We start from the raw sequence: 23,402 nt of genomic DNA on the forward strand, positions 1-23,402 counted from the left end.
TCCCAGAGCCAGTACGTGCAATCGACCAAGCATTCTTAATGCCAATCGAAGACGTATTCTCTATTTCTGGTCGTGGTACAGTAGTAACTGGTCGTGTAGAAACTGGTATCGTGAAAGTAGGCGAAGAGGTTGAAATCGTTGGTATCAAAGACACAGTTAAAACAACTGTAACTGGCGTAGAAATGTTCCGTAAACTTCTTGACGAAGGTCGTGCGGGCGAGAACTGTGGTGTTCTTTTACGTGGTACTAAGCGTGAAGACGTACAACGTGGTCAAGTACTTGCTAAGCCAGGTACAATCAAGCCACACACTAAATTTGATGCGGAAGTATACGTACTTTCTAAAGAAGAGGGTGGTCGTCACACTCCATTCCTTAACGGTTACCGTCCACAATTCTATTTCCGTACAACTGACGTAACTGGTGCAATCCAGTTGAAAGAAGGCGTTGAAATGGTAATGCCAGGTGACAACGTTGAAATGTCAGTAGAATTAATCCACCCAATCGCAATGGACCCAGGTCTACGTTTTGCGATCCGTGAAGGTGGTCGTACTGTAGGTGCGGGTGTTGTTGCTAAAGTAACAGCATAATTATAGAATGTGTTAAACAGGTCGAGAGCTTTAGCTCTCGTTCTGTTTTGTAGGTCAGTAGTTCAATTGGTAGAGCGTCGGTCTCCAAAACCGAATGTTGGGGGTTCGAGTCCCTCCTGGCCTGCCACTTTTTTTAAAAAAGCTTGATGTCGGCTAATCTAGTCATATAATAAGTCGCGAATTCTACGACGAGTACAAAAATGTCGAATGATAAATCGCGTGACGCATTAAGCGACGCGCCAATCCCTCAAAGAAATAATTCTGCTGAAGTTGTTCAATCGAGTTCTCCATTAGACTACGTGTTGTGGGGTATCGCTTTGATTTTATTCATCGCTTCGATGATGGTGAATCAGCATCTTCCTGCGTATTGGGCACCAGCCAATGATATTTGGGTGCGTGTTGGGGTAATTTTGGCTTGTATCGTTGTGGCTTTAGGTTTATTATACGCCACCCATCAAGGCAAAGGCTTTGTTCGTTTGCTTAAAGATTCACGTATTGAGTTACGTCGAGTCACTTGGCCTACTAAACAGGAAACTGTAACAACGTCATGGCATGTATTGATTGTTGTTGTAGTCACTTCAATTGTATTGTGGTGTTTTGACTATTTGTTAGGCTGGGCAATCAAGTTAATTATCGGGTAAAAGAGCTATGAAACGTTGGTACATTATTCATGCCTACTCAGGTTATGAAAAACAAGTGATGCGTTCGCTTAATGATCGAATCCAGCGTAGCGCTGTTGCCGATAGCTTTGGTGAAGTCCTTGTTCCTACCGAAGAAGTGGTAGAAATGAAGGATGGTAAGAAACGTAAGTCAGAGCGTAAGTTCTTTCCAGGCTATGTATTGGTTGAAATGGAAATGAACGATGAAACTTGGCACATTGTTAAAGAGTGTCCAAAAGTTTTAGGTTTTATTGGTGGTACAGCAGAAAAGCCTGCCCCAATTACGCAAAAAGAAGCTGACGCGATTCTTGCACGTGTACGCAATACTGGTGAAGCACCTCGTCCGAAGACGATGTTTGAACCAGGCGAAGAATTACTTGTGATTGATGGTCCATTCACCGACTTTAAAGGCGTGGTGGAAGAAGTTCAATACGAGAAGTCACGTTTAACGTTGACAATTAATGTATTTAATCGACCTACTCAGGTTGAGCTGGAATTTCGTCAAGTCGAAAAATCCGTTTAAGTTTGAGTGGTTGGAAAACGCCCGATTTATGATGAATCGGGCATTGTTGTTGTAACGGTATCGTTACTTAAAATATTGGGGAGCCTAGCGGCGTTTGTACCCAGAGGTAATTTGAAATGGCTAAGAAGATTGACGGCTATATCAAGCTGCAAGTTCCAGCTGGTAAAGCGAATCCATCTCCACCAATTGGTCCTGCATTAGGTCAACGTGGTGTTAACATCATGGCATTCTGTAAAGAATTCAATGCTGCTACACAAAAAGTTGAACCAGGTTTGCCAATTCCTGTAGTGATCACTGTGTACAACGACAAGTCGTTCACATTCATCATGAAAACTCCTCCTGCTGCAATTCTTCTTAAGAAAGCTGCAGGCATTCAAAAGGGTTCAGCTGTACCTAACAAAAACAAAGTTGGTAAGTTGACTCGTGCTCAATTAGAAGAAATCGCGACTACTAAAGAACCAGATTTAACTGGTGCTGATTTAGAAGCACGTGTGCGTACCATTGCTGGTTCTGCACGTTCTATGGGCTTGGATGTGGAGCTATAAGACATGGCAAAGTTAACTAAACGTCAAAAAGCCATTGCTGCTGCTGTAGAAGCAAACAAAGTTTACACTTTGGAAGAAGCAGTTGAAGTTCTAAACAACCTTCCTGCTGCTAAATTCAAAGAATCTTTGGATGTTGCGGTAAACCTAGGTGTTGACCCACGTAAATCTGATCAGGTTGTTCGTGGTGCGACTACACTTCCTGCAGGTACTGGTAAAACTGTACGTGTAGCTGTTTTCGCTCAAGGTGCTGCTGCAGAAGCTGCTAAAGCTGAAGGCGCAGACGTAGTTGGTTTCGACGACTTAGCTGAAAGCATTCAAGCGGGTAACCTTGACTTTGACGTTGTGATTGCAGCTCCGGATGCAATGCGCGTAGTAGGTAAGTTGGGTACGATTCTTGGTCCACGTGGCTTAATGCCAAACCCTAAAGTGGGTACTGTAACTCCTGACGTTGCGACTGCAGTTAAAAATGCAAAAGCAGGTCAAGCGCGTTACCGTGTAGACAAAGCGGGTATTATCCACGCTGCGATTGGTCAAGTTGGCTTTACTGCTGAAGCAGTTCGTTCAAACGTTGAAACCTTAGTTGCTGACTTGAAAAAGTTAAAGCCTGCAACTTCTAAAGGCGTATACATCAAAAAGATCACTTTGAGCTCTACTATGGGTCCTGGTCTTGTTATTGATGTACAGAACGTTTCTAACTAAGTCTGACTTAGAAAGAATTTTAAAGTCCTGAAAAGTCTCCTTTTCCCTCTGGGAGAAGGTCGGGATGAGGGTTAAGCCTCTCCCTAACCCTCTCCTAGCAGGAGAGGGGGACATTCAGGCGGACTTTGAATTGGTAAATGAGAATTTATCAGCGTCAAAGACCTCAGGCGAGAGTAGTTTTATGCTGCTTTCTTAATCTTCCAGCCTGGGTAGACGCGGTGGTGTGATTTATTCCTCCTCCGCGTGTAAGTTCAGCAATGAATTTACGAATTGGGAGTGTGCTTCACGTAAGCACATAAATCACCGTTAGGAGGTTTTACAATGGCTCTTCTTATCGAAGACAAAAAACAGATCGTAGCAGAAGTTAACGAAGTTGCTTCTAAAGCGTTCTCTGCTGTTGTTGCTGACTATCAAGGTATGAGCGTTGAGCAATTAACGGCTCTACGTGTTGAAGCGCGTAAATTAGGTGTTACTACACGTGTTGTACGTAATACTTTGGCTAAACGTGCTTTTCAAGATACGCAATTCACGATCTTGAACGACAACCTTGTTGGCCCAACAATTTTAGCTTTCTCAACTTCTGAAGACGACATGGGTGCAGCTGCACGCTTGTTCGAAGAATTCGCTAAAACGAATAAAGCATTTGAACTTAAAGCTGCTGCATTTGACGGCAAACTTTATCAAGGTGCTGAAGTTAGCGTAATTGCGAATCTTCCGAACCAAGAAAAAGCGCTTACTATGCTTGCAAACGTTCTTCAAGCTCCTATTTCGAAATTGGGTCGCCTTATTACTGCGCTCAAAGAGAAAAACGAGTCAGAAGCTGCATAAGCTTAAATTTATTTCCACACCATTCAATTTCCATTTGGAGTTATTCTCATGGCTTTAACTAACGAAGAAATCTTAAACGCAGTTGCTGAAAAAACTGTTCTTGAACTTGTTGAACTTATCTCTGCTTTTGAAGAGAAATTCAATGTATCAGCTGCTGCTGTTGCTGTTGCTGCTGCTCCAGGCGCTGGCGCTGCTGCTGCAGAAGAGCAATCTGAATTCAACGTTGAGTTGACTTCTTTCGGTGCGAACAAAGTTGCTGTAATTAAAGCAGTTCGTGAAGCTACTGGCCTTGGTCTTAAAGAAGCTAAAGACATCGTTGAAGGCGCTCCTTCAGTGATCAAAGAAGCTGTTTCTAAAGAAGAAGGTGAAGAGCTTAAGAAGAAACTTGAAGAAGCTGGTGCTACAGTTACACTTAAGTAATCTTAAGGGGAGTCGATTTTTTTATAATCGACTCCAAAAAATGGCTGATGGCTCTTGGGTCATCAGCCTTTTTGCGTTACAATTATCGGCTCGATTTTTGTTTGAATGATGGGAAAACCATCGAAAACAATATAAATCAATAAAATCAAACGCTTACCAATATTTTTCCACATTTAAAAATATTGTTAAGCGTTTTAATACCACTAAAAATTGCAGCATTTGTAAAGAGTGGTGGCCATATCGGCCTGCGTAATTCCTTCTAAACCCGTTCTGCAGGCGGGTTTAGTTTACTTTCCGAGGACTCCAGATGGCATACTCATATACCGAAAAGAAACGGATCCGTAAGAATTTTGGTAAATTGCCCCAAGTAATGGATGCACCGTACTTGCTTTCGATTCAAGTCGACTCGTACCGTACTTTCCTTCAAGATGGCAAAACTCCAAAAAGCCGCGAAGATATCGGTCTCCAAGCCGCATTTCGTTCAGTTTTTCCTATAGAAAGTTATTCTGGCAATGCTGCTTTAGAATTTGTTGAGTATAGTCTTGGTAAGCCTGAGTTTGATGTACGTGAGTGTATTCTTCGCGGCTCAACTTATGCGGCACCAATGCGCGTAAAAATTCGTTTGATCATTAAAGATCGTGAAACGAAATCAATCAAAGATGTGCGTGAGCAAGAAGTCTACATGGGCGAAATGCCATTGATGACGGATAACGGTACCTTTGTGATTAACGGTACTGAGCGTGTAATTGTTTCTCAATTACACCGTTCACCAGGCGTGTTCTTTGACCATGATAAAGGTAAGACCCACTCGAGCGGTAAAGTGTTGTATTCAGCACGCATTATTCCTTACCGTGGCTCATGGTTAGACTTTGAATTCGATGCCAAAGACCTCGTTTATGTGCGTATTGACCGTCGTCGTAAATTGCTTGCGACTGTAGTGTTGCGTGCATTGGGCTATAGCAATGAACAAATCCTAGACTTGTTCTTTGAGAAAGTACCTGTCTATTTAGACATGGGTAGCTACCAAATTGACCTTGTCCCAGAACGCTTACGTGGCGAAATGGCACAATTTGACATCACTGATACTGACGGCAAAGTGATTGTTGAGCAAGGTAAACGCATTAATGCGCGTCACGTACGTCAAATGGAAGCAGCTGGTCTTGAGAAGCTTTCAGTTCCTGATGAGTACTTGTACGAACGTATTACTGCAGAAGACATCCAGCTAAAAGATGGCGATGTGATTGCTGCAAACACCTTGTTAAGCCATGAAATCATGGTGAAACTTGCAGAAGGTGGTGTTAAACAATTTAACATCCTATTCACCAATGACATCGACCGTGGTTCGTTCATTGCGGACACCTTACGTGCAGATACAACTGTTGGTCGTGAAGATGCTTTGGTAGAAATCTACAAAGTGATGCGTCCAGGTGAGCCACCGACGAAAGAAGCCGCTGAAAATCTGTTCAATAACTTGTTCTTCTCTTCTGAGCGTTATGATTTATCGCCAGTAGGTCGTATGAAGTTCAACCGTCGTTTGGGTCGTCCTTACGAAGTGGGTACAGATCAGAAATCACGTGAAGTTGAAGGTATTTTGTCTAACGAAGACATTACCGATGTACTTAAAACATTGATCGAAATCCGTAACGGTAAAGGTGAAGTCGACGATATCGACCACTTGGGTAACCGTCGCGTACGTTCAGTGGGCGAGATGACTGAAAACCAATTCCGTGTTGGTTTGGTACGTGTTGAGCGTGCTGTAAAAGAGCGTTTGTCACAAGCTGAAACAGACAACCTGTCTCCGCAAGATTTAATCAATGCGAAGCCAGTGGCTGCTGCAATCAAAGAATTCTTTGGTTCAAGCCAATTGTCTCAGTTCATGGACCAAAACAACCCGTTGTCTGAAATTACCCACAAGCGTCGCGTATCTGCGCTTGGTCCAGGTGGTTTGACACGTGAACGTGCAGGCTTTGAGGTACGTGACGTACACCAAACTCACTATGGTCGTGTGTGTCCAATTGAAACGCCTGAAGGTCCAAACATTGGTTTGATCAACTCGCTTTCTGTTTATGCAAAATGTAATAATTTTGGCTTCTTGGAAACGCCATACCGTAAAGTGGTTGATGGTCGTGTAACCGATGAGGTTGAGTATTTATCTGCAATTGAAGAAGTGGGCACGATCATTGCGCAAGCGGACTCAAGCGTAGACCAAGATGGCAATTTAACAGAAGAATTCGTATCTGTACGTCACCAAGGTGACTTCGTGCGTATGCCGCCAGAGCGCGTGACGCACATGGACGTTTCTGCACAGCAGGTTGTATCTGTAGCAGCATCACTGATTCCATTCCTTGAGCACGATGACGCCAACCGTGCCTTGATGGGATCGAACATGCAACGTCAGGCTGTTCCGACGCTTATCGCTGATAAACCACTTGTGGGTACAGGGATGGAAGCGAACGTAGCACATGACTCAGGTGTATGTGTGATTGCAAACCGTGGTGGTCGTATTGAATATGTCGATGCTTCACGTGTAGTCATTCGTGTGAACGAAGAAGAAATGATCGCGGGTGAAGCAGGTGTAGATATCTACAACCTGATCAAATACACACGTTCAAACCAAAACACTTGTATTAACCAAAAAGTTTTGGTGAAGATGGGTGATAAGGTAGGTCGTGGTGATGTATTGGCTGACGGTCCATCTACAGATGGCGGTGAGCTTGCACTCGGTCAGAACATGCGTGTCGCGTTCATGACTTGGAATGGCTATAACTACGAAGACTCGATCTTGCTTTCTGAGCGTGTACTTCAAGAAGACCGTTTAACTTCGATTCACATTCAAGAATTGTCATGTGTTGCACGTGATACCAAATTGGGTGCGGAAGAAATCACAGCTGATATTCCAAACGTGGGCGAAGCTGCACTGTCTAAACTAGACGAGTCTGGTATCGTTTACATTGGTGCTGAAGTTACTGCAGGCGACATCCTTGTTGGTAAAGTAACGCCTAAGGGTGAAACTCAGTTAACCCCTGAAGAAAAATTGCTTCGCGCAATCTTCGGTGAAAAAGCCGCAGATGTGAAAGATTCATCATTGCGCGTTCCATCGGGTACTAAAGGTACTGTGATTGACGTTCAAGTCTTTACTCGTGATGGTTTAGAAAAAGACGAACGTGCGCAAGCGATTGAAAAAGCACAGCTTGATGCGTATCGCAAAGACTTGAAAGAAGAATACAAAATCTTTGAAGAAGCAGCGCGTGAACGTATTATCCGCTTATTGAAAGGTCAAGAATCTAACGGTGGCGGTACAACTAAACGTGGTGACAAACTTTCTGAAGATGTGTTGTCTGGTTTAGAGTTAGTTGATCTACTTGAAATTCAACCAAGTGATGAAGCAATCGCTGAGCGTTTAACTCAAATTCAAACTTTCTTGAAAGAGAAGAGCTTTGAAATTGATGAGAAATTCGCTGAGAAGAAACGTAAGCTTTCTACAGGCGATGAACTCACTACGGGCGTATTGAAAGTTGTTAAAGTTTACCTTGCTGTTAAACGTCGCATCCAACCGGGTGACAAGATGGCGGGTCGTCACGGTAACAAAGGTGTTGTATCAAACATCTTGCCTGTAGAAGACATGCCGCACGATGCTAACGGTGTACCAGTAGATATCGTATTGAACCCACTAGGCGTACCATCGCGTATGAACGTGGGTCAGATTCTTGAAACACACTTGGGTATGGCAGCCAAAGGTTTGGGTGAGCAAATTGATAAAATGCTCAAACAACAGCGTGAAATTGCTGAACTACGTGAGTTCCTAGACAAGATTTATAACAAAGTTGGTGGCGAGCAAGAAGATCTTGACAGCTTAACTGATGATGAAATCTTGGTATTGGCTGGCAACTTACGTGCAGGTGTTCCGTTGGCTACTCCTGTATTTGATGGTGCAGAAGAAGGTCAAATTAAAGAATTACTTGAACTGGCTGAATTACCACGTTCTGGTCAAACCGTGTTGTACGATGGTCGTACAGGCGAGAAATTTGACCGTCCAGTGACTGTAGGTTATATGTACATGCTCAAACTCAACCACTTGGTGGATGACAAGATGCACGCACGTTCTACAGGTTCTTACTCACTTGTAACGCAACAGCCGTTGGGTGGTAAGGCACAATTCGGTGGTCAGCGTTTCGGTGAGATGGAAGTCTGGGCACTTGAAGCATACGGTGCTGCATACACGCTTCAAGAAATGCTCACTGTGAAGTCGGATGACGTTGAAGGTCGTACCCGTATCTATAAGAACATTGTAGATGGTAACCATTATATGGACCCAGGTATGCCTGAATCGTTTAACGTATTGACCAAAGAGATCCGTTCTTTAGGTATCAACATTGAACTGAAAAATGGTGACTAAGCATCTCCATTAAATCTCCCTAAATCCCTCTTTATAAAAGAGGGACTTTCCCCCTTTGAAAAAGGGGGATTAAGGGGGATTAAAACTCAGTTAAAAAACAATATTTGTGACCCAGTTGGGATGTGAAAACAGCCTCCCAGCACACGGAGAAAAAAATTGAAAGACTTGCTCGATATCATGCGCAAAAAGACGGATTCAGACGGTCATGCTCCAGTAGAGTTTGACCGCATCCGTATTGGTCTTGCGTCACCAGAAATGATTAAGTCATGGTCTCACGGTGAAGTTAAAAAGCCAGAAACCATTAACTATCGTACGTTTAAGCCTGAACGTGATGGTTTATTCTGTGCCAAAATTTTTGGTCCAGTAAAAGATTACGAATGCTTGTGTGGTAAATACAAGCGTATGAAATACAAAGGCGTCATTTGTGAAAAATGTGGCGTTGAAGTAACGACTGCAAAAGTTCGTCGTGAGCGTATGGGTCACATCGAACTCGCTTCTCCAGTTGCACACATTTGGTTCTTGAAATCATTACCAAGCCGTATTGGTTTATTACTTGATATGACTTTACGTGATATCGAGCGCGTATTGTATTTCGAATCTTATGTGGTTACTGACCCAGGTATGACGCCATTTGAGAAATATCAACTTCTCAATGACGAAGAATACTTCAATGCTCTAGAAGAGCATGGTGATGAATTCACTGCGAAAATGGGTGCTGAAGCAGTTCAAGACTTGTTAAAAGACATCGATCTTGAAGCTGAAATTGCTCGTTTACGTGAAGAAATTCCACAAACAACTTCAGAAACTAAGCTGAAAAAAGCCTCTAAGCGTTTGAAGTTGATGGAAGCGTTCAAAGAGTCGAACAACAAGCCTGAATGGATGGTGATGAATGTACTGCCTGTACTTCCACCAGATCTTCGCCCGTTGGTTCCACTTGAAGGTGGTCGTTTTGCGACTTCTGACTTGAACGATCTTTATCGTCGTGTGATTAACCGTAACAACCGTTTGAAGCGTCTTCTTGACCTTGCAGCGCCAGACATCATCGTACGTAACGAAAAACGTATGTTACAAGAGTCTGTTGATGCCTTGTTAGATAACGGTCGTCGTGGTCGTGCAATCACAGGTTCAAACAAGCGTCCGCTTAAATCTTTGGCAGATATGATCAAAGGTAAGCAAGGTCGTTTCCGTCAAAACTTACTTGGTAAGCGTGTTGACTATTCAGGTCGTTCGGTGATTACCGTTGGTCCAAACCTACGTTTACACCAGTGTGGTCTTCCGAAGAAAATGGCACTTGAACTGTTCAAGCCATTCATCTTTGCGAAACTACAAGCTTCAGGTCAAGCTACCACCATTAAAGCTGCGAAGAAAATGGTTGAGCGCGAAACCCCAGAAGTTTGGGACGTACTTGCCTCTGTGATTCGTCAACACCCAGTGATGTTGAACCGTGCGCCTACACTTCACCGTTTGGGTCTTCAAGCATTTGAACCGATCCTGATTGAAGGTAAAGCCATCCGTCTACACCCACTCGTTTGTGCTGCGTTTAACGCCGACTTCGACGGTGACCAAATGGCGGTACACGTACCATTAACGCTTGAAGCGCAATTAGAAGCGCGTGCGTTAATGATGTCCACCAACAACATCTTGTCTCCTGCGAACGGTGAGCCAATCATCGTACCATCTCAGGACGTGGTGTTGGGCTTGTATTACATCACGCGTGATGCAATCAATGCCAAAGGTGAAGGCATGGTGTTTGCAGATACGCACGAAGTAAACCGTGCACTTGCAACGGGTCAAGTTGACTTACACGCTCGCGTAAAAGCACGTGTACACCAAACCGTAATCAATGAAAATGGTGAGCGTGAGCAACAAACTATTGTTGTAGATACGACACCAGGTCGCTGTTTGCTTTGGGAAGTTGTGCCTGAAGGTTTAAGCTTCGAGCAAATTAACCTAGAGATGAACAAAAAGAACATCTCAAAGTTAATCAACTCTTGCTACCGTAAATTAGGTCTAAAAGACACGGTTATTTTTGCAGACCAATTGATGTACTTGGGCTTCCGTCAAGCGACACGTTCAGGTGTTTCTGTGGGTATGGAAGACATGGTTATTCCACCACAAAAACAAGCAATTATTGAAAAAGCAGAAACTGAAGTTCGTGAAATTGAACAACAGTTCGAGCAAGGCTTCGTAACTGCGGGTGAGCGTTATAACAAAGTGGTCGATATTTGGGCACGTACCAACGACCAAGTTGCTAAAGCGATGATGGACAACTTGTCATTCACAACTGTGAAAAACAAACAGGGTGAAGACGAGAAGCAAAAATCATTCAACTCGATCTACATGATGTCGGATTCAGGTGCGCGTGGTAGTGCGGCACAGATTCGTCAGTTGGCGGGTATGCGTGGTTTGATGGCGAAACCAGATGGTTCGATCATTGAAACGCCAATCAAAGCGAACTTCCGTGAAGGTTTGACGGTACTTCAGTACTTCATTTCAACTCACGGTGCGCGTAAAGGTTTGGCCGATACCGCATTGAAAACAGCGAACTCAGGTTACTTGACACGTCGTTTGGTTGACGTTGCACAAGACTTGGTAATTACTGAGCCAGATTGCGGTACTTATGGCGGTTTAGTGATGACACCATTCATTCAAGGTGGTGATGTCATTGAAAACCTTGGTACGCGTGTATTAGGTCGTGTAACTGCAGAAGATGTGAAGAAAGCGGGTTCAGACGAAGTTATTCTGCCACGTAACACACTCATTGATGAAAAACTTGCTAACTTCTTAGAAGAGCAAGGTGTCGATGAAGTAAAAGTACGTTCAGTGGTATCTTGTGAATCGACCTTTGGTGTATGTGCGAAGTGTTATGGTCGTGACCTAGCACGTGGTCACTTGGTGAATCCAGGTGAATCTGTGGGTGTAATGGCTGCTCAATCGATTGGTGAGCCAGGTACACAGTTAACCATGCGTACATTCCACGTGGGTGGTGCGGCAAGCCGAACTTCTGCAGCCAACAGCGTACAAGTGCGTAACAAAGGTTCAGTACGTTTCCATAACGTGAAAACTGTACAACACGCTAAAGGTCACTTGGTATCTGTTTCACGTTCAGGTGAAATTGGTATTGCCGATGAGTTAGGTCGTGAGCGTGAGCGTTATAAACTGCCATACGGTGCGTCAATCTTGCTCAAAGATGGCGAAGCGGTAGAAGCTGGCGGTATTGTGGCGACTTGGGATCCACACACGCATCCACTTGTGACCGAAGTTGCGGGTAAAATCCGTTTCAGCCAAATTGCTGATGGCGTGACTGCAACCTCGAAAACTGATGATGCAACAGGTATGACCACAGTTGAAATCTTGCCAGTGACTTCACGTCCTGCGTCAGGTAAAGACTTACGTCCTGCTGTGGTATTAGACACTGTGGATGGTGGCGAACAGTTCTACTTCTTGCCACAGAACACGATTCTTTCTGTCCGTGATGGCGAAAATATCGGTGTGGGTGACGTTATTGGTCGTGTACCACAAGAATCTTCACGTACTCGTGATATTACCGGTGGTTTACCACGCGTTGCAGACTTATTTGAAGCACGTAAACCAAAAGAGCATGCGATTCTTGCAGAAGTGTCAGGTATCGTGAGCTTTGGTAAAGAAACCAAAGGTAAGAACCGTTTAGTGATTACACCAGATGATGGCTCTGAGATTTACGAAGAGTTGATTCCAAAATGGCGTAACATCAACGTGTTTGAAGGTGAGCATGTGAACCGTGGTGAAACCATTTCTGATGGTCCACAAAACCCACATGACATCTTACGCTTGAAAGGTGAAGTGGCATTAACCAACTACATCGTGAACGAAGTTCAAGACGTTTACCGCTTACAAGGTGTAAAAATTAACGATAAGCACATTGAAGTCATCGTGCGTCAAATGTTGCGTAAAGTTGAAATCACTGATGGTGGCGATACGAGCTTCATCAAAGGCGAACAAGTGGATTACATTCGCGTGGTACAAGAAAACCAAGCTGTACTTGCACAAAACAAGTTCCCAGCGAAGTTTGAACGTCAATTGATGGGTATCACCAAAGCATCGCTTTCAACAGACTCGTTCATTTCTGCTGCATCGTTCCAGGAAACTACACGTGTGTTAACTGAAGCGGCTGTAACAGGTAAAGAAGATGATTTACGTGGCTTGAAAGAGAACGTTGTTGTGGGTCGTTTGATCCCAGCAGGTACGGGTCTTGCTTACCACTTAGAGCGTCGTCGTCAAGAAGCTGAAGCTGCTGAATTGGCATTAGTGAATGATTTCTCTGATGTAGATCAAGCATTAAGCCAAGCATTTAGCGATGAATTTAACGATCTCTAATTCGTTTTAAAGCATCATTTAAAGACGCCTTTCGAGGCGTCTTTTTTTTGCCAACGTTTTAGTTGCATATTTTGCTTTAATAAAGCCGCAATATTGCATATAGTGAATTAAGAACAATTTAAAAATATCAAGAAAACTAAGGGGATAGCTTATGCAATTTAGAGGACTGACACTGTGTTTATCGGCAATGCTACTGAGTGTGTCTGTTTCGGCTGCACCAATGCCAAACAGCATTGTGGTGAAAGACAAAGCCATTGTGCCTATTCTAAAAACTGAAGTGATTCGTACAGTGACAGGTGAAAAGCCTATACGCCATGTAGAAGCCACGATTTTTGAAGTGAGCAATCAGGGTAAAGATATTGTGGCAAAGGAAGTTGTTTTTGATGATGATCAAGCACAGTTTTCAGAGAAACAATTGGGTATTCCTGTGATTCAAAAAGGTGGGGTGATTGTACCAACCTCAAAAATTGAGTTGAATAAAACCCTAAAGCAGGATGGTAAAGTCATTTCTGAAGTGAAAACGATTGATGCAGAAGGCATGGAATATAAGCAGGGGCAGGCGCCAATTCATCGCACATTAAAACTGGATCGGGTCAAAACGCCTGAAAGCAAAGAAACAGTTTCTCATGCTGTGTTTACTGAAGATGGTAAAACCACACGTGATGTGGTGGTACTTGAAGAAGAGGGTACAGAATCCTTTATGATGCCTTAAGCATTTTACAGAAATACTCATATCTTACTGTGCTTGGTAACAGATTTTTCAAAGTTGATGCCGCAAGATGCACTACACTTAAAATCAACAACAGCGGGGAGACATCGCGATGAAAAAAGTATTTAGCGTATTGGCAGTTGCAACTGTATCGACCATGTTAATGGCGGGTTGTGAGAGCATGAGTTCAAATGACCAACGTATTGGTGCAGCAGCATTAGGCGGTGCCGTTGGTGGCGCAGCGGGTAACAGCGTAGGTGGTAGTGTTGGTGCAGCAGCAGGCGCAGGTGCAGGTGCAGCAGTTGGAAGTAAAACCCAAGATGGTTCTAACCGTAACGCAACCTATAGTGGAATTGGCGGTGCGATTGGTTCAATTTTAGGTAAAGAAGTGATAGGTGGTAATGCAGGCGCTGCAATCGGTGGTGCTGTTGGTGGTGGTGCTGGTGCAGCCATCGAGCAAAAGCGTTAATCTGAATACGAACAGCCATGCCATCCTACTGAAGTATTTATATTTCAGTACATCCAACGCAGAGTCTTATGATTCTGCGTTTTTTATGCGCTAGCTGAAAAATTAATGCGTTTGGATAAATTGATTGACTGCTTGAGTATAAGCATTATTTTGTCCCAATGACTTGTTGATTTCAGCATGTGAAAGTCGGACAGGCAATAACTGGGTTTGAGTTCCGAATTTCTGTGCTTGTTGAATAAATTGTCGAGCTTGAGTACAGGGTTGATCTGCACGGATGGTTGAGCACACCGCGAGAAATGCAGGTAAAGCTTGATGTAGCTGAGCTATCGGAGAAAGGGCTTTCCAGTTAGAAGGTTGATCACCAAAGGCTTGATCATAAAAACGTGCATGACGTGTTTGCATTATCTTTTCTATATCATAAGCCGCGCTATCTAAAGCAACTGTAGCACGCCAAGGCTGTGGCTGGGGTGCCAGCCAATGGGGGCGAACGGTTAATAGACTGACCAGGTGTGCGCCCGCAGAATGTCCCATCAGCACCAAGCGTTTTGAGTCAGCATGCCAATGCGGTGCCTGATTTTGGATATAAATAAGCGCTTGGGCGATATCCTGAGTTTGCTGCTGTACGGTCACATCTGGAACTAATCTATAGTTGATAGACACAAAAATCCAGTTTTGCTTGGTCCAGTAACTCAGCTTATTTTTGACCACAGCAGCATGATTTTTATCACCCATTTTCCAAGCACCGCCATGGACCATCATCATGAGCGGGGCTGGTGTTTGATCTGTGAGTACTTTGGCAGGGAAATAGACATCCATCACTTGTTGAGGATGAGATCCATAAGCCACATTTTTCAAAGTCTGGACTTTGGTAAATGTATTCGGCACCAAAGCATGGAGGGATGTCGATGAATAGAAACAAAGTAGGGAAAAGATTGGCACAAGATTTTTTTTCATTTTAATAATCCTTTAATTTTAAATATTATCAATGTTTATAATTTTTATGATCCACTGATGTATCAACAGTAATACGTTAATTGATTCATACCTGCTTAAAAAGAGTAGAGAAGTTTGTCGGTGACATTGATCTTTTTGTCTTTTGATTAAAATAATATTACCAACAACGCAGAATCATTAGATTCTGCGTTTTTATGTGAGCTAAAAATTACGTTGCTACGGCTTTGGGCTTTTTACGTCGGATATATAACGTTTTATGCACTTCTGCAATTCGTACACCTGATTCATCGACAATATTGAGCGTATATTGACGTGTCAGAGGCGCATAGTCTTCTGCGATCTGTTTGATTTCCTCGACTTCAGCGGCACTCAGGCGAATATCGGCATACACCGTACTGCGTCCTGGGGCGAGGAAATGAATCGTTGCCGCTTTATCCCAAACAATATATGTTGAACCCAAGTGATGCATCAGAATGAGCATATAAAAGGGATCGACCATGGAATAGAGGCTGCCGCCAAAATGTACGCCGACAATATTTTGATTTTTGCGGGTGAGTGGCATTTTGACACGGACATGGTGGTTGGCTAAATCGATTTGATCAATTTCAATACCTGCACCGCGATAGGGTGCATAACGATTTAAAAAATATTTAGAAATAAGTGGAATACTTTGTAGTTTTTTAAGCAGATTCATATGATTTTAACTATATCTTTCAAGTCTGGATGCCTTATATTAGTCTAAAATTTAGGCATCAATATGGCATGTTTTGTTATGCTGAGTGCAACAAAGGTGAATAAAAATAAAAAAGATGTATATGCAAGCGCAAACGCAATGGGTTGAAACCTCTGATCGTCAACAGCTCTATGTCAAAACTTGGGGTGAAAAAACAGCACCTGCATTGATTTTGCTGCATGGCTATCCAGATAACCAAGTAGTCTGGAAACGCGTGATTGCCGTGTTGGTACAAGATTTTTATGTGGTGAGTTACGATGTACGTGGTGCGGGACAATCCTCCATTCCCAAATCCATTCGTGCCTATAGCTTGGCTCAATTGGCTGCAGATTTAATGGCTGTTGCTAATGCCGTTTTGGGGCAGCGTGCATTTCACTTGGCAGCTCATGACTGGGGTTCAATTCAGTCTTGGGAAGCTGTAACTGATCCAGATTTAAAAGGACGAATTTTATCTTACAGTACTATTTCAGGCCCATGTTTGGATCATGCAGCGTTTTGGATGCGTAAGCAGTTTTCTGAAAATAAAATTAAATTTTTCAAACAAATGCGTAAATCTTGGTATATTGCCGCCTTTCAACTTCCTGCACTTGCACCTACAGTTTGGCAGTTCTTTCAACCTGAACAATGGCGTCAGGTGGTGATGCGTTTAGAACGTGATCAAGATATTGCGATCAATCCTAATATCCGCAAAGATGGGCGCTATGGCGTCAATTTATATCGTGCCAATTTTATCCCACGTTTATTAAAGCCGCGTCAACGTTATGCAATTTGTCCTGTGCAAGCTATTGTCTTGAAATATGATCAATTTGTGGGTGCTGAATTGATTGATGAAATGTCGCATTGGGTAGATGATTTTCAACGTGTGGAGTTGGCAGCTAATCACTGGGCGATTCTTAGTCAGCCGCAAGCGGTTGCTACTGCCATCCGTGATTTTGCCTTAGGTCATTCAAATTCACATGCTGCAGTAATTTAAATTCACATGCTGCAGTAATTTAAATTCACATGCTGCAGTAATTTAAATCAGAAACGCTTGTCGGAGTTGAATGTTTGGTCAACTCCAATCTGCATAATCTCTGATAAAATAGCTTCTTTTTTGAATTTTCATCTCTTATGTTCGCAATTCTTGCTGCCATTGCAATCATGTTCGGATTGTCGTTGGCTCGTGTGCCTGTGGTTTTTGCCTTGGTTATTGGTGCAGTTTCAGGTGGTTTACTGGCTGGTTTAGGCTTACAAGGCACTTTAGATGCGTTTAATAATGGCTTAGGTGGTGGTGCAAAAATTGCCCTTGCTTACGGTATTTTAGGTGCATTTGCTTTGGCTTTGGCACGTTCAGGTTTGCCAGACTTATTGGCGTATAAGCTGATTCGCACTTTAACAGGTAGCAGTAATACTAAGGTACAGAACCGCGTTAAATATCTGATTTATTTTACTGTGGCTTTGGCAGCGGTATTTTCACAAAACCTAATTCCTGTACATATTGCATTTATTCCTGTATTGATTCCACCTTTATTGAGTGTTTTCAATCATCTAAACCTAGACCGTCGTGCAGTGGCTTGTTTGCTGACTTTTGGTTTGGTTGCCAGCTATATGTTTGTTCCTTTCGGTTTTGGTGCAATCTTCCTGAATGATATTTTGGCGCACAATATCAACACCTTTGGTGCTCCGTATGGTTTTGCCATTCAAAATGAAGATATTCCTTCTGCTATGTTTATTCCTGTATTTGGAATGTTCATAGGTCTATTGATCGCGTTGTTTGTGAGCTATCGTAAGCCTCGACATTATCAAGATGTGCAGGTAGAGCGTACCCAAAGCATTTCGAGTGAACTCAATGCAAATACCGCAGCGCCAACCCTACAAGCGCCTCAGATTGCAAAATTTACCTTGTGGATGGCAGTGTTTGCGATTATTGCAACCTTGGCGGTGCAATTGTATTCAGATTCGATGATTCTGGCAGGTTTGGTCGGTGTTGCCATTTTAAGCTGTGCGGGAATTTTCAAATGGAAAGAAGCAGATGATGTGATCATTACAGGTATGCGTATGATGGCACTCATCGGCTTTATTATGATTGCTGCACAAGGTTTCGCTTCAGTGATTGAAGCGACTAATCAAGTGCCTGCTTTGGTAGAAGCGTCGGTGGAATGGATTGGCAATAGCAAAGCTTTGGCTGCATTTTTAATGTTATTGATTGGTTTGTTAATCACCTTGGGGATTGGCTCATCTTTCTCTACCGTGCCTATTTTAGCGATTATTTATGTGCCTTTATGTTTGCAGTTCGGTTTTAGCCCTGCAGCAACCATTGCGATTATTGGTACAGCAGCAGCCTTAGGAGATGCGGGTTCTCCAGCATCGGATTCAACCTTGGGGCCAACTTCGGGTTTAAATATGGATGGGCAGCACGACCACATGAAGGACAGTGTGGTACCGACTTTTATTCACTTTAATATTCCATTGATGATTTTTGGTTGGATTGCAGCGATGGTGCTGTAAATTATCACCAAAATTTTTAAGCGCACGTGTTCAGAATAGACTGGGCACGTTGCAGCATCGTGCTAAAACGACAAGAAGAATCTTCCTCAAGTTCATCCTTACATCTGCCGATTGAAACCCAATACAAAATTCAAACTCTCTAACAAAATGATCCATTTTTCGTTGTCATCAACTTCTAATATTAGAATGAAGATGATTTTAATTCTCTTTATTTAATTTAAATAATTTTTATTGGTTTTTTGTTTTTTGAAAATATAAAACCCGAGTGAATTAATCTATTTAAAATAAATTTGTTTTAATTTTTAAATAAATATAAGATGTATTTTAAATAAACCTTTTAATATATTTTTAAAATAAAATTGAGTAATATAGTCGGGAAATAATAATATAAACTCTATTAATTAACTCGGATTTTAAAACCAAGTAATTTGGTCTATTTAAAATAAATTTATATAATAATGAATAGCTTATAAAATAATTAAAATATTATGTTTAATATGTGTTGCATATTAATAGTGGTCGTGTTTAATATTAATTAAGCGTTAAGATTTTTATTCTAAAGGTGGTTTTGAAATGTTAAAGCAAGTTGCTCTAATTGCATTAATGGGAATGTCTGCTTCTGCTATGGCAGGTCAATGGCAAGTTAAAGTTGGTGGTTCTGTAATTTCTCCAACTCAAGATACTACAGATCCAGATCTTGGTCATTTTGAAGCAGATCATGAATATGCATTTACACCTTCAGTAGAATATTTCTTTAATGACAATATCTCTGCTGAGTTATTGTTGGCGACACCAATTAGCCATGATGTAGCTCACGAGGGTGAGAATAAAATTAAAATTAAGCATTTACCACCAACGTTAACTGCTAAATATCACTTTAAAAATTCAACCCGTTTTACACCATACATTGGTGTAGGTGGTACCGCATTTGTTGCTTGGGATGAAAAAACATCAGGTAATTTAGCTGGTTTAGATGTAAAAGTGAAAGAGGATTTTGGTTTTGCAGGTCAAATCGGTTTTAACTTCCAGCCAGCCGATGCAAAAAACTGGGGCGTATTCTTTGATGCTCGTTATGCACAATTGAGTCCTGAAGTGACTGTTAAAGCGGGTGGCACTACAGTTAAAAAATTCGATTTAGACATCGACCCAATGGTGTACACCATCGGTTATAGCTACAAATTTTAATTATAAAAAGTAGCTCTTTATAATAATAAAAATCAGCGCAACCCCATCTTTATGATGGGGTTTTTTATCGCAAAAAATAACAAATGTATCGAATGAAAAAATTGAGTGCATGTGCCATGTTCATTTACAGTCTGAAAGATAAAGTAAAGAACGATAAAGAAGGAATTAATTCATGTTGATCAAATACGGTTGGTTTGTGTGTCTTGGTTTAATGCTAAGCGTTGCAGGCCATGCGGCAAGTTTTTCTTGTGAGAAAGCCAAAACACAAACCGAACATGCCATTTGTGAACATCGTCCGGTCAATGATGCCGATGTGAAAATGGCAACCACCTATCGTATCGTCAGCCGTTTGGTCGCTATGGGGACGCGTTCACAAATTCGTGATGAACAATTTCGTTGGTTAGAATTGCGTGATCGTTGTGGCGCTTCCGTCGATTGTTTAACCCAAGTGTATAATTTGCGTCAGCAGAAATTAGAGGATCATTTAAATCAGGTCTATCAACGTGCACCTTTTTAAATTTTTCTGGGTTTAGGCTTGAAAAATTAGGCAATCACTCCAATTCATAAACACATCCAACAATAACCATGTTTATGAATTTAAGGAGTGATGAATGAGCGAGCACAGCCAAAAACACAGTTTCCAAGCCGAAGTGGCGCAGTTATTACATTTGGTGACCCATTCTCTTTATTCCAACCCTGAAATTTTCTTGCGTGAACTGATTTCTAACGCATCGGATGCCTGCGACAAATTACGTTTTGAAGGCATCAACCATCCTGAATATTATGAAAATGATCCAGATTTACGTGTGCGTATCCGCTTAGATCAAGACAAGAAAACCCTGACCATTTCAGACAATGGCATTGGTTTAAGTCAGCAGGATGCGATTGAGCATTTGGGTACCATTGCCAAATCGGGCACCAAAGACTTTATGTCAAAATTGACGGGCGATCAAAAAGCCGATGCGCAATTGATTGGTCAATTTGGTGTGGGTTTCTATTCAGGTTTTATCGTGGCAGATAAAATTACTGTGGAATCACGCCGTGCAGGATTGGCTGCAGATGAAGCCGTGCGTTGGAGCAGTGCGGGTACTGGCGAGTTTGATGTCGAGCAAATTCACAAAGCAGAACGGGGTACCGATATTATTCTGCACTTGCGTGAAGATGCGCTGGATTATTTAGAAAGCTACAAAGTTAAGCAGATCATCAATAAATACTCTGATCACATCAGTTTGCTAATTCAAATGCAGAAAGAAGTATGGCAGCAAGAAGAAGCAGCTGAAGGTGAAACACCGAAAGCAGGTCAGTATGTGAAAACTGATGAGTGGGAAGCAATTAACTCGGCCAGTGCGTTGTGGACGCGCAATAAAAACGAAATTAGTGCAGAACAGTACATTGAGTTTTATAAAAACCTCAGCCACGATTTTGACGCACCATTGGCATGGGCGCATAACCGTGTTGAAGGCAGTACTGAATACACTCAGTTGTTGTATGTGCCAAGTAAAGCACCGCACAACATTTTTACTCGTGAAGCCAAAGCGGGGATTAAATTGTATGTGAAGCGCGTATTTATTATGGATGAGGCAGACAACCTGATCCCGAACTATCTACGTTTTGTACAAGGTGTGGTGGACAGCGCCGATTTGCCATTGAACGTGAGCCGTGAGTTATTGCAAGAAAGCCGTGATGTGAAAACCATCCGCGAAGGCAATACCCGTCGTGTGTTGACCATGTTGGACAATTTAGCCAAGTCTGAAGATGAAAAAGACCAAGAAAAATTTAAGCAATTCTATCAAGAATTTGGTTCAGTTTTAAAAGAAGGCTTAGGCGAAGACTTTGGCAACCGTGAACGTATCCTGAAATTATTACGCTACGCTACTTCAAGTAATGATGACATCAGTACCTCATTGGCGGACTATAAAGCGCGAATGAAAGAAGGTCAGAAAGCCATTTACTACGTTACGGCAGACAACTTGAACGCAGCAAAGCATTCTCCACAGTTGGAGTTGTTTAAGAAAAAAGGCATTGAAGTGTTATTGATGGCAGAACGCGTAGACGAGTGGGCGATGAACTTTGTGCAGGAGTTTGATGGCACGCCAATGCAAAACGTATCTAAAGGTGCGGTTGATTTAGGCGATCTACAAGATGCTGAAGAGAAGAAAGCTTTAGACGCGGCTGCAGAACAATTTAAACCTGTGGTTGAGCAATTGTCTGCATCTTTAAGCGGTAAAACCAAAGAAGTGCGTGTGACTACACGTTTGGTTGATTCCCCTGCTTGTTTGGTAACAGGTGAAGGTGAACTGTCACCACAATTGATTCGTATGTTGAAGGATGCAGGGCAAGCTGTACCTGATATGAAGCCAATTTTGGAAATCAACCCAGAGCATCCTTTGGTGAAAAAATTACAGGACTCCAATCAATTTGATGATTTGGCGCATGTGATTTTTGATCAAGCTGTGATTGCTGAAGGTGGCTTGCCTGAAGACCCAGCGGAATATGTGAAACGTATTAATAGCTTACTGTTAAAGTAAGTCTGCTTTCGCATGAACATGATCGATGATGCGTTGTACAAATAATGCATCGTCATCTTGCAAGATCATCTTGCAAAAAAACCAAGTCCTGTTCGCAAGACTTGGTTTTTTAATTTGGCTTGATTGTAGATGTTACCTGTTTAGAAAATGGCTTCTAAACGCACTAAAGCACCGAGATAATGATTACGATCTGCGCGATCATCATTTAAATAATTGACATCGCCCTGAATAAAGAACCATTCACGTAAAAATGGTTGACGCCAAGAGACAAATGGCCCCCAACGATTTAAACGTAAGTCATCATCGTGATAATAACCGCCTGTATAAATGCCATAGTTAAAGCGGTTGCCTGCAAAGAATTGATGTTGTCTAAAGGTGTAGTTGTCCCAAACCAAATCATCATCTTGTTCATCGGCATAGGTCAGGCTAAATTGATTGGACAAGAAAGCCTGATTGGGGCGTGCGTGCGTGAGCTCCAAGTTGGTTCTGAGATAATTTTCACTGTCGATGCCATAACGATAAATTTGTTCGGCATGAAAAGAGAAATCATTTTCCAAAGTCCAGTCTTTAGAGGCTTTTAAACGCAGATAAATATCATCGCCAGAACGTACCCCTAAATCGACATCTGTTTCAAAAGGTAGACGCTCGGCAAAGTTCGACCAACGTAATGCCAGAGAACTGTTGTCTTCACGGCTACGTTTGCTGTCTACAGTTTTGTCTGCATCATGCGCTGGGTTTTCGTTGGTAATGGCGACGTTATTTTGCAATTCGTTATCGAGCGAGTCATCACCAAAGACCACACTGAGTTTATTTTCAAGCGTAGGCAGTTTGATTTTCCCGCGAATACGAGGTTTGACTTCATATTCATTATGCTTATCCCAACTGCTATCGACCAAAACCCGCAAAGTGGCTGAGGCAGGCTGTTCAGGACTTGGTTCACCAAACCAGTTATCCAGTTTATGTGCTGTTTTATCTGCCCAGTTGCGAATATTTTTTTGACGTTGATCGAACCAAGTTAAATGTTCCGTTTCTGCGGTGGCAGGTACAATGGGTTCATTGGATTGTTCGGGTAACACCGTCGGTGTAGCATCAATCCAACGTGGAATCGTGTAATAAAAACTGCTTTTATCTACTGTACTTGGCGGAGCGACAGGCAATTCATAAGGTGGTAGTGACGTATGGGCTTGATCCACTGCTTGAGTTGATTCTTGTGCAAAAGTGATGCCTGCGACCCCACTTAAGAGACAGCTTAATATAAAAGGCGATGTGTGCTTTATTCTTGACATTATTTACTGATCTTTAAGCCATTTTTGTTAGTGTTGAA

At 42.4% G+C, this 23,402-nt stretch carries 19 protein-coding genes and 1 tRNA gene; 17 read left to right on the top strand and 3 right to left on the bottom strand.

Going from position 1 to position 23,402, the window contains the following annotated elements; all coding sequences use genetic code 11:
* The 12 genes from FTT91_RS04045 to FTT91_RS04100 form a co-directional block, all read left to right on the top strand.
* The coding region (locus FTT91_RS04045) for an EF-Tu/IF-2/RF-3 family GTPase (RefSeq protein WP_257229569.1) at nt 1–587 on the top strand (587 nt) is incomplete at its 5' end.
* Between the two features lie 51 nt (nt 588–638).
* Nucleotides 639–714, top strand: a tRNA-Trp gene (locus FTT91_RS04050).
* A 73-nt stretch (nt 715–787) separates the two neighbouring features.
* Nucleotides 788–1,228 (top strand): preprotein translocase subunit SecE, encoded by a 441-nt coding sequence (gene secE / locus FTT91_RS04055; RefSeq protein WP_004975769.1) that lies wholly within the window; start codon nt 788–790, stop codon nt 1,226–1,228.
* Between the two features lie 7 nt (nt 1,229–1,235).
* A complete protein-coding gene (gene nusG / locus FTT91_RS04060; protein WP_004975770.1) occupies nt 1,236–1,769 on the top strand; it encodes a transcription termination/antitermination protein NusG in 534 nt (177 codons plus the stop codon).
* A 116-nt stretch (nt 1,770–1,885) separates the two neighbouring features.
* Nucleotides 1,886–2,314: a 50S ribosomal protein L11 gene (gene rplK, locus FTT91_RS04065; protein ID WP_004975771.1), complete on the top strand. Its 429-nt coding sequence runs from the start codon at nt 1,886–1,888 to the stop codon at nt 2,312–2,314.
* Nucleotides 2,315–2,317: 3 nt separating this feature from the next.
* Nucleotides 2,318–3,013, top strand: a complete 696-nt coding sequence (gene rplA, locus FTT91_RS04070; RefSeq protein WP_004975774.1) for a 50S ribosomal protein L1 — start codon at nt 2,318–2,320, stop codon at nt 3,011–3,013.
* Between the two features lie 321 nt (nt 3,014–3,334).
* Nucleotides 3,335–3,841 carry a 50S ribosomal protein L10 gene (gene rplJ, locus FTT91_RS04075; protein WP_096902333.1) on the top strand — a complete coding sequence of 169 codons (507 nt, stop codon included), beginning with the start codon at nt 3,335–3,337 and terminating at the stop codon, nt 3,839–3,841.
* A 48-nt stretch (nt 3,842–3,889) separates the two neighbouring features.
* A complete protein-coding gene (gene rplL, locus FTT91_RS04080; RefSeq protein WP_004975779.1) occupies nt 3,890–4,261 on the top strand; it encodes a 50S ribosomal protein L7/L12 in 372 nt (123 codons plus the stop codon).
* 307 nt (nt 4,262–4,568) lie between these two features.
* The gene (gene rpoB, locus FTT91_RS04085; RefSeq protein ID WP_131260966.1) at nt 4,569–8,657 is read left to right on the top strand and encodes a DNA-directed RNA polymerase subunit beta; all 4,089 of its coding nucleotides are present in this window, start codon (nt 4,569–4,571) and stop codon (nt 8,655–8,657) included.
* Between the two features lie 156 nt (nt 8,658–8,813).
* Nucleotides 8,814–13,013, top strand: coding sequence for a DNA-directed RNA polymerase subunit beta' (gene rpoC / locus FTT91_RS04090; RefSeq protein ID WP_096902331.1), 4,200 nt, complete (start codon nt 8,814–8,816; stop codon nt 13,011–13,013).
* Between the two features lie 151 nt (nt 13,014–13,164).
* Nucleotides 13,165–13,725 carry a hypothetical protein gene (locus FTT91_RS04095; protein WP_154321134.1) on the top strand — a complete coding sequence of 187 codons (561 nt, stop codon included), beginning with the start codon at nt 13,165–13,167 and terminating at the stop codon, nt 13,723–13,725.
* A gap of 109 nt (nt 13,726–13,834) precedes the next feature.
* Nucleotides 13,835–14,191, top strand: a complete 357-nt coding sequence (locus FTT91_RS04100; protein WP_096902329.1) for a DNA transfer protein p32 — start codon at nt 13,835–13,837, stop codon at nt 14,189–14,191.
* 102 nt (nt 14,192–14,293) lie between these two features.
* On the opposite strand, the gene FTT91_RS04105 is transcribed toward FTT91_RS04100, so the two are convergent.
* Entirely contained in the window at nt 14,294–15,145 is an 852-nt protein-coding gene (locus tag FTT91_RS04105) for an alpha/beta hydrolase (protein ID WP_096902328.1), read from the bottom strand.
* Nucleotides 15,146–15,353: 208 nt separating this feature from the next.
* Nucleotides 15,354–15,839, bottom strand: a complete 486-nt coding sequence (locus tag FTT91_RS04110; RefSeq protein ID WP_096902327.1) for a DUF4442 domain-containing protein — start codon at nt 15,837–15,839, stop codon at nt 15,354–15,356.
* Nucleotides 15,840–15,960: 121 nt separating this feature from the next.
* Between FTT91_RS04110 and FTT91_RS04115 the strand changes: the two genes are divergently transcribed.
* From FTT91_RS04115 to htpG, 5 genes are all read left to right on the top strand, one after another.
* Entirely contained in the window at nt 15,961–16,851 is an 891-nt protein-coding gene (locus FTT91_RS04115; RefSeq protein ID WP_180169022.1) for an alpha/beta fold hydrolase, read from the top strand.
* Between the two features lie 137 nt (nt 16,852–16,988).
* Nucleotides 16,989–18,365 (top strand): Na+/H+ antiporter family protein, encoded by a 1,377-nt coding sequence (locus tag FTT91_RS04120; protein ID WP_180169023.1) that lies wholly within the window; start codon nt 16,989–16,991, stop codon nt 18,363–18,365.
* 573 nt (nt 18,366–18,938) lie between these two features.
* Nucleotides 18,939–19,550, top strand: coding sequence for an OmpW family protein (locus tag FTT91_RS04125; protein ID WP_180072327.1), 612 nt, complete (start codon nt 18,939–18,941; stop codon nt 19,548–19,550).
* A 172-nt stretch (nt 19,551–19,722) separates the two neighbouring features.
* Nucleotides 19,723–20,067: a lysozyme inhibitor LprI family protein gene (locus FTT91_RS04130; protein WP_180169024.1), complete on the top strand. Its 345-nt coding sequence runs from the start codon at nt 19,723–19,725 to the stop codon at nt 20,065–20,067.
* Nucleotides 20,068–20,161: 94 nt separating this feature from the next.
* A complete protein-coding gene (gene htpG, locus FTT91_RS04135) occupies nt 20,162–22,078 on the top strand; it encodes a molecular chaperone HtpG (protein WP_180169025.1) in 1,917 nt (638 codons plus the stop codon).
* Nucleotides 22,079–22,218: 140 nt separating this feature from the next.
* Here the strand turns inward: htpG and FTT91_RS04140 are convergent, their stop codons facing one another.
* The gene (locus FTT91_RS04140) at nt 22,219–23,364 is read right to left on the bottom strand and encodes a hypothetical protein (protein ID WP_180169026.1); all 1,146 of its coding nucleotides are present in this window, start codon (nt 23,362–23,364) and stop codon (nt 22,219–22,221) included.
* Between the last annotated feature and the right edge of the window lie 38 nt (nt 23,365–23,402).

Origin of the sequence: Acinetobacter sp. YH12021 (assembly GCF_013420145.1) — a bacterium.
GTDB lineage: Bacteria > Pseudomonadota > Gammaproteobacteria > Pseudomonadales > Moraxellaceae > Acinetobacter > Acinetobacter towneri.

Bases quoted from the DNA above. Each gene is read 5' to 3' on its own strand.
- secE (WP_004975769.1), top strand. From the start codon at position 788: ATGTCGAATGATAAATCGCGTGACGCATTAAGCGACGCGCCAATCCCT.
- nusG (WP_004975770.1), top strand. From the start codon at position 1,236: ATGAAACGTTGGTACATTATTCATGCCTACTCAGGTTATGAAAAACAA.
- rplK (WP_004975771.1), top strand. From the start codon at position 1,886: ATGGCTAAGAAGATTGACGGCTATATCAAGCTGCAAGTTCCAGCTGGT.
- rplA (WP_004975774.1), top strand. From the start codon at position 2,318: ATGGCAAAGTTAACTAAACGTCAAAAAGCCATTGCTGCTGCTGTAGAA.
- rplJ (WP_096902333.1), top strand. From the start codon at position 3,335: ATGGCTCTTCTTATCGAAGACAAAAAACAGATCGTAGCAGAAGTTAAC.
- rplL (WP_004975779.1), top strand. From the start codon at position 3,890: ATGGCTTTAACTAACGAAGAAATCTTAAACGCAGTTGCTGAAAAAACT.
- rpoB (WP_131260966.1), top strand. From the start codon at position 4,569: ATGGCATACTCATATACCGAAAAGAAACGGATCCGTAAGAATTTTGGT.
- FTT91_RS04095 (WP_154321134.1), top strand. From the start codon at position 13,165: ATGCAATTTAGAGGACTGACACTGTGTTTATCGGCAATGCTACTGAGT.
- FTT91_RS04100 (WP_096902329.1), top strand. From the start codon at position 13,835: ATGAAAAAAGTATTTAGCGTATTGGCAGTTGCAACTGTATCGACCATG.
- FTT91_RS04105 (WP_096902328.1), bottom strand. From the start codon at position 15,145: ATGAAAAAAAATCTTGTGCCAATCTTTTCCCTACTTTGTTTCTATTCA.
- FTT91_RS04110 (WP_096902327.1), bottom strand. From the start codon at position 15,839: ATGAATCTGCTTAAAAAACTACAAAGTATTCCACTTATTTCTAAATAT.
- FTT91_RS04115 (WP_180169022.1), top strand. From the start codon at position 15,961: ATGCAAGCGCAAACGCAATGGGTTGAAACCTCTGATCGTCAACAGCTC.
- FTT91_RS04120 (WP_180169023.1), top strand. From the start codon at position 16,989: ATGTTCGCAATTCTTGCTGCCATTGCAATCATGTTCGGATTGTCGTTG.
- FTT91_RS04125 (WP_180072327.1), top strand. From the start codon at position 18,939: ATGTTAAAGCAAGTTGCTCTAATTGCATTAATGGGAATGTCTGCTTCT.
- FTT91_RS04130 (WP_180169024.1), top strand. From the start codon at position 19,723: ATGTTGATCAAATACGGTTGGTTTGTGTGTCTTGGTTTAATGCTAAGC.
- htpG (WP_180169025.1), top strand. From the start codon at position 20,162: ATGAGCGAGCACAGCCAAAAACACAGTTTCCAAGCCGAAGTGGCGCAG.
- FTT91_RS04140 (WP_180169026.1), bottom strand. From the start codon at position 23,364: ATGTCAAGAATAAAGCACACATCGCCTTTTATATTAAGCTGTCTCTTA.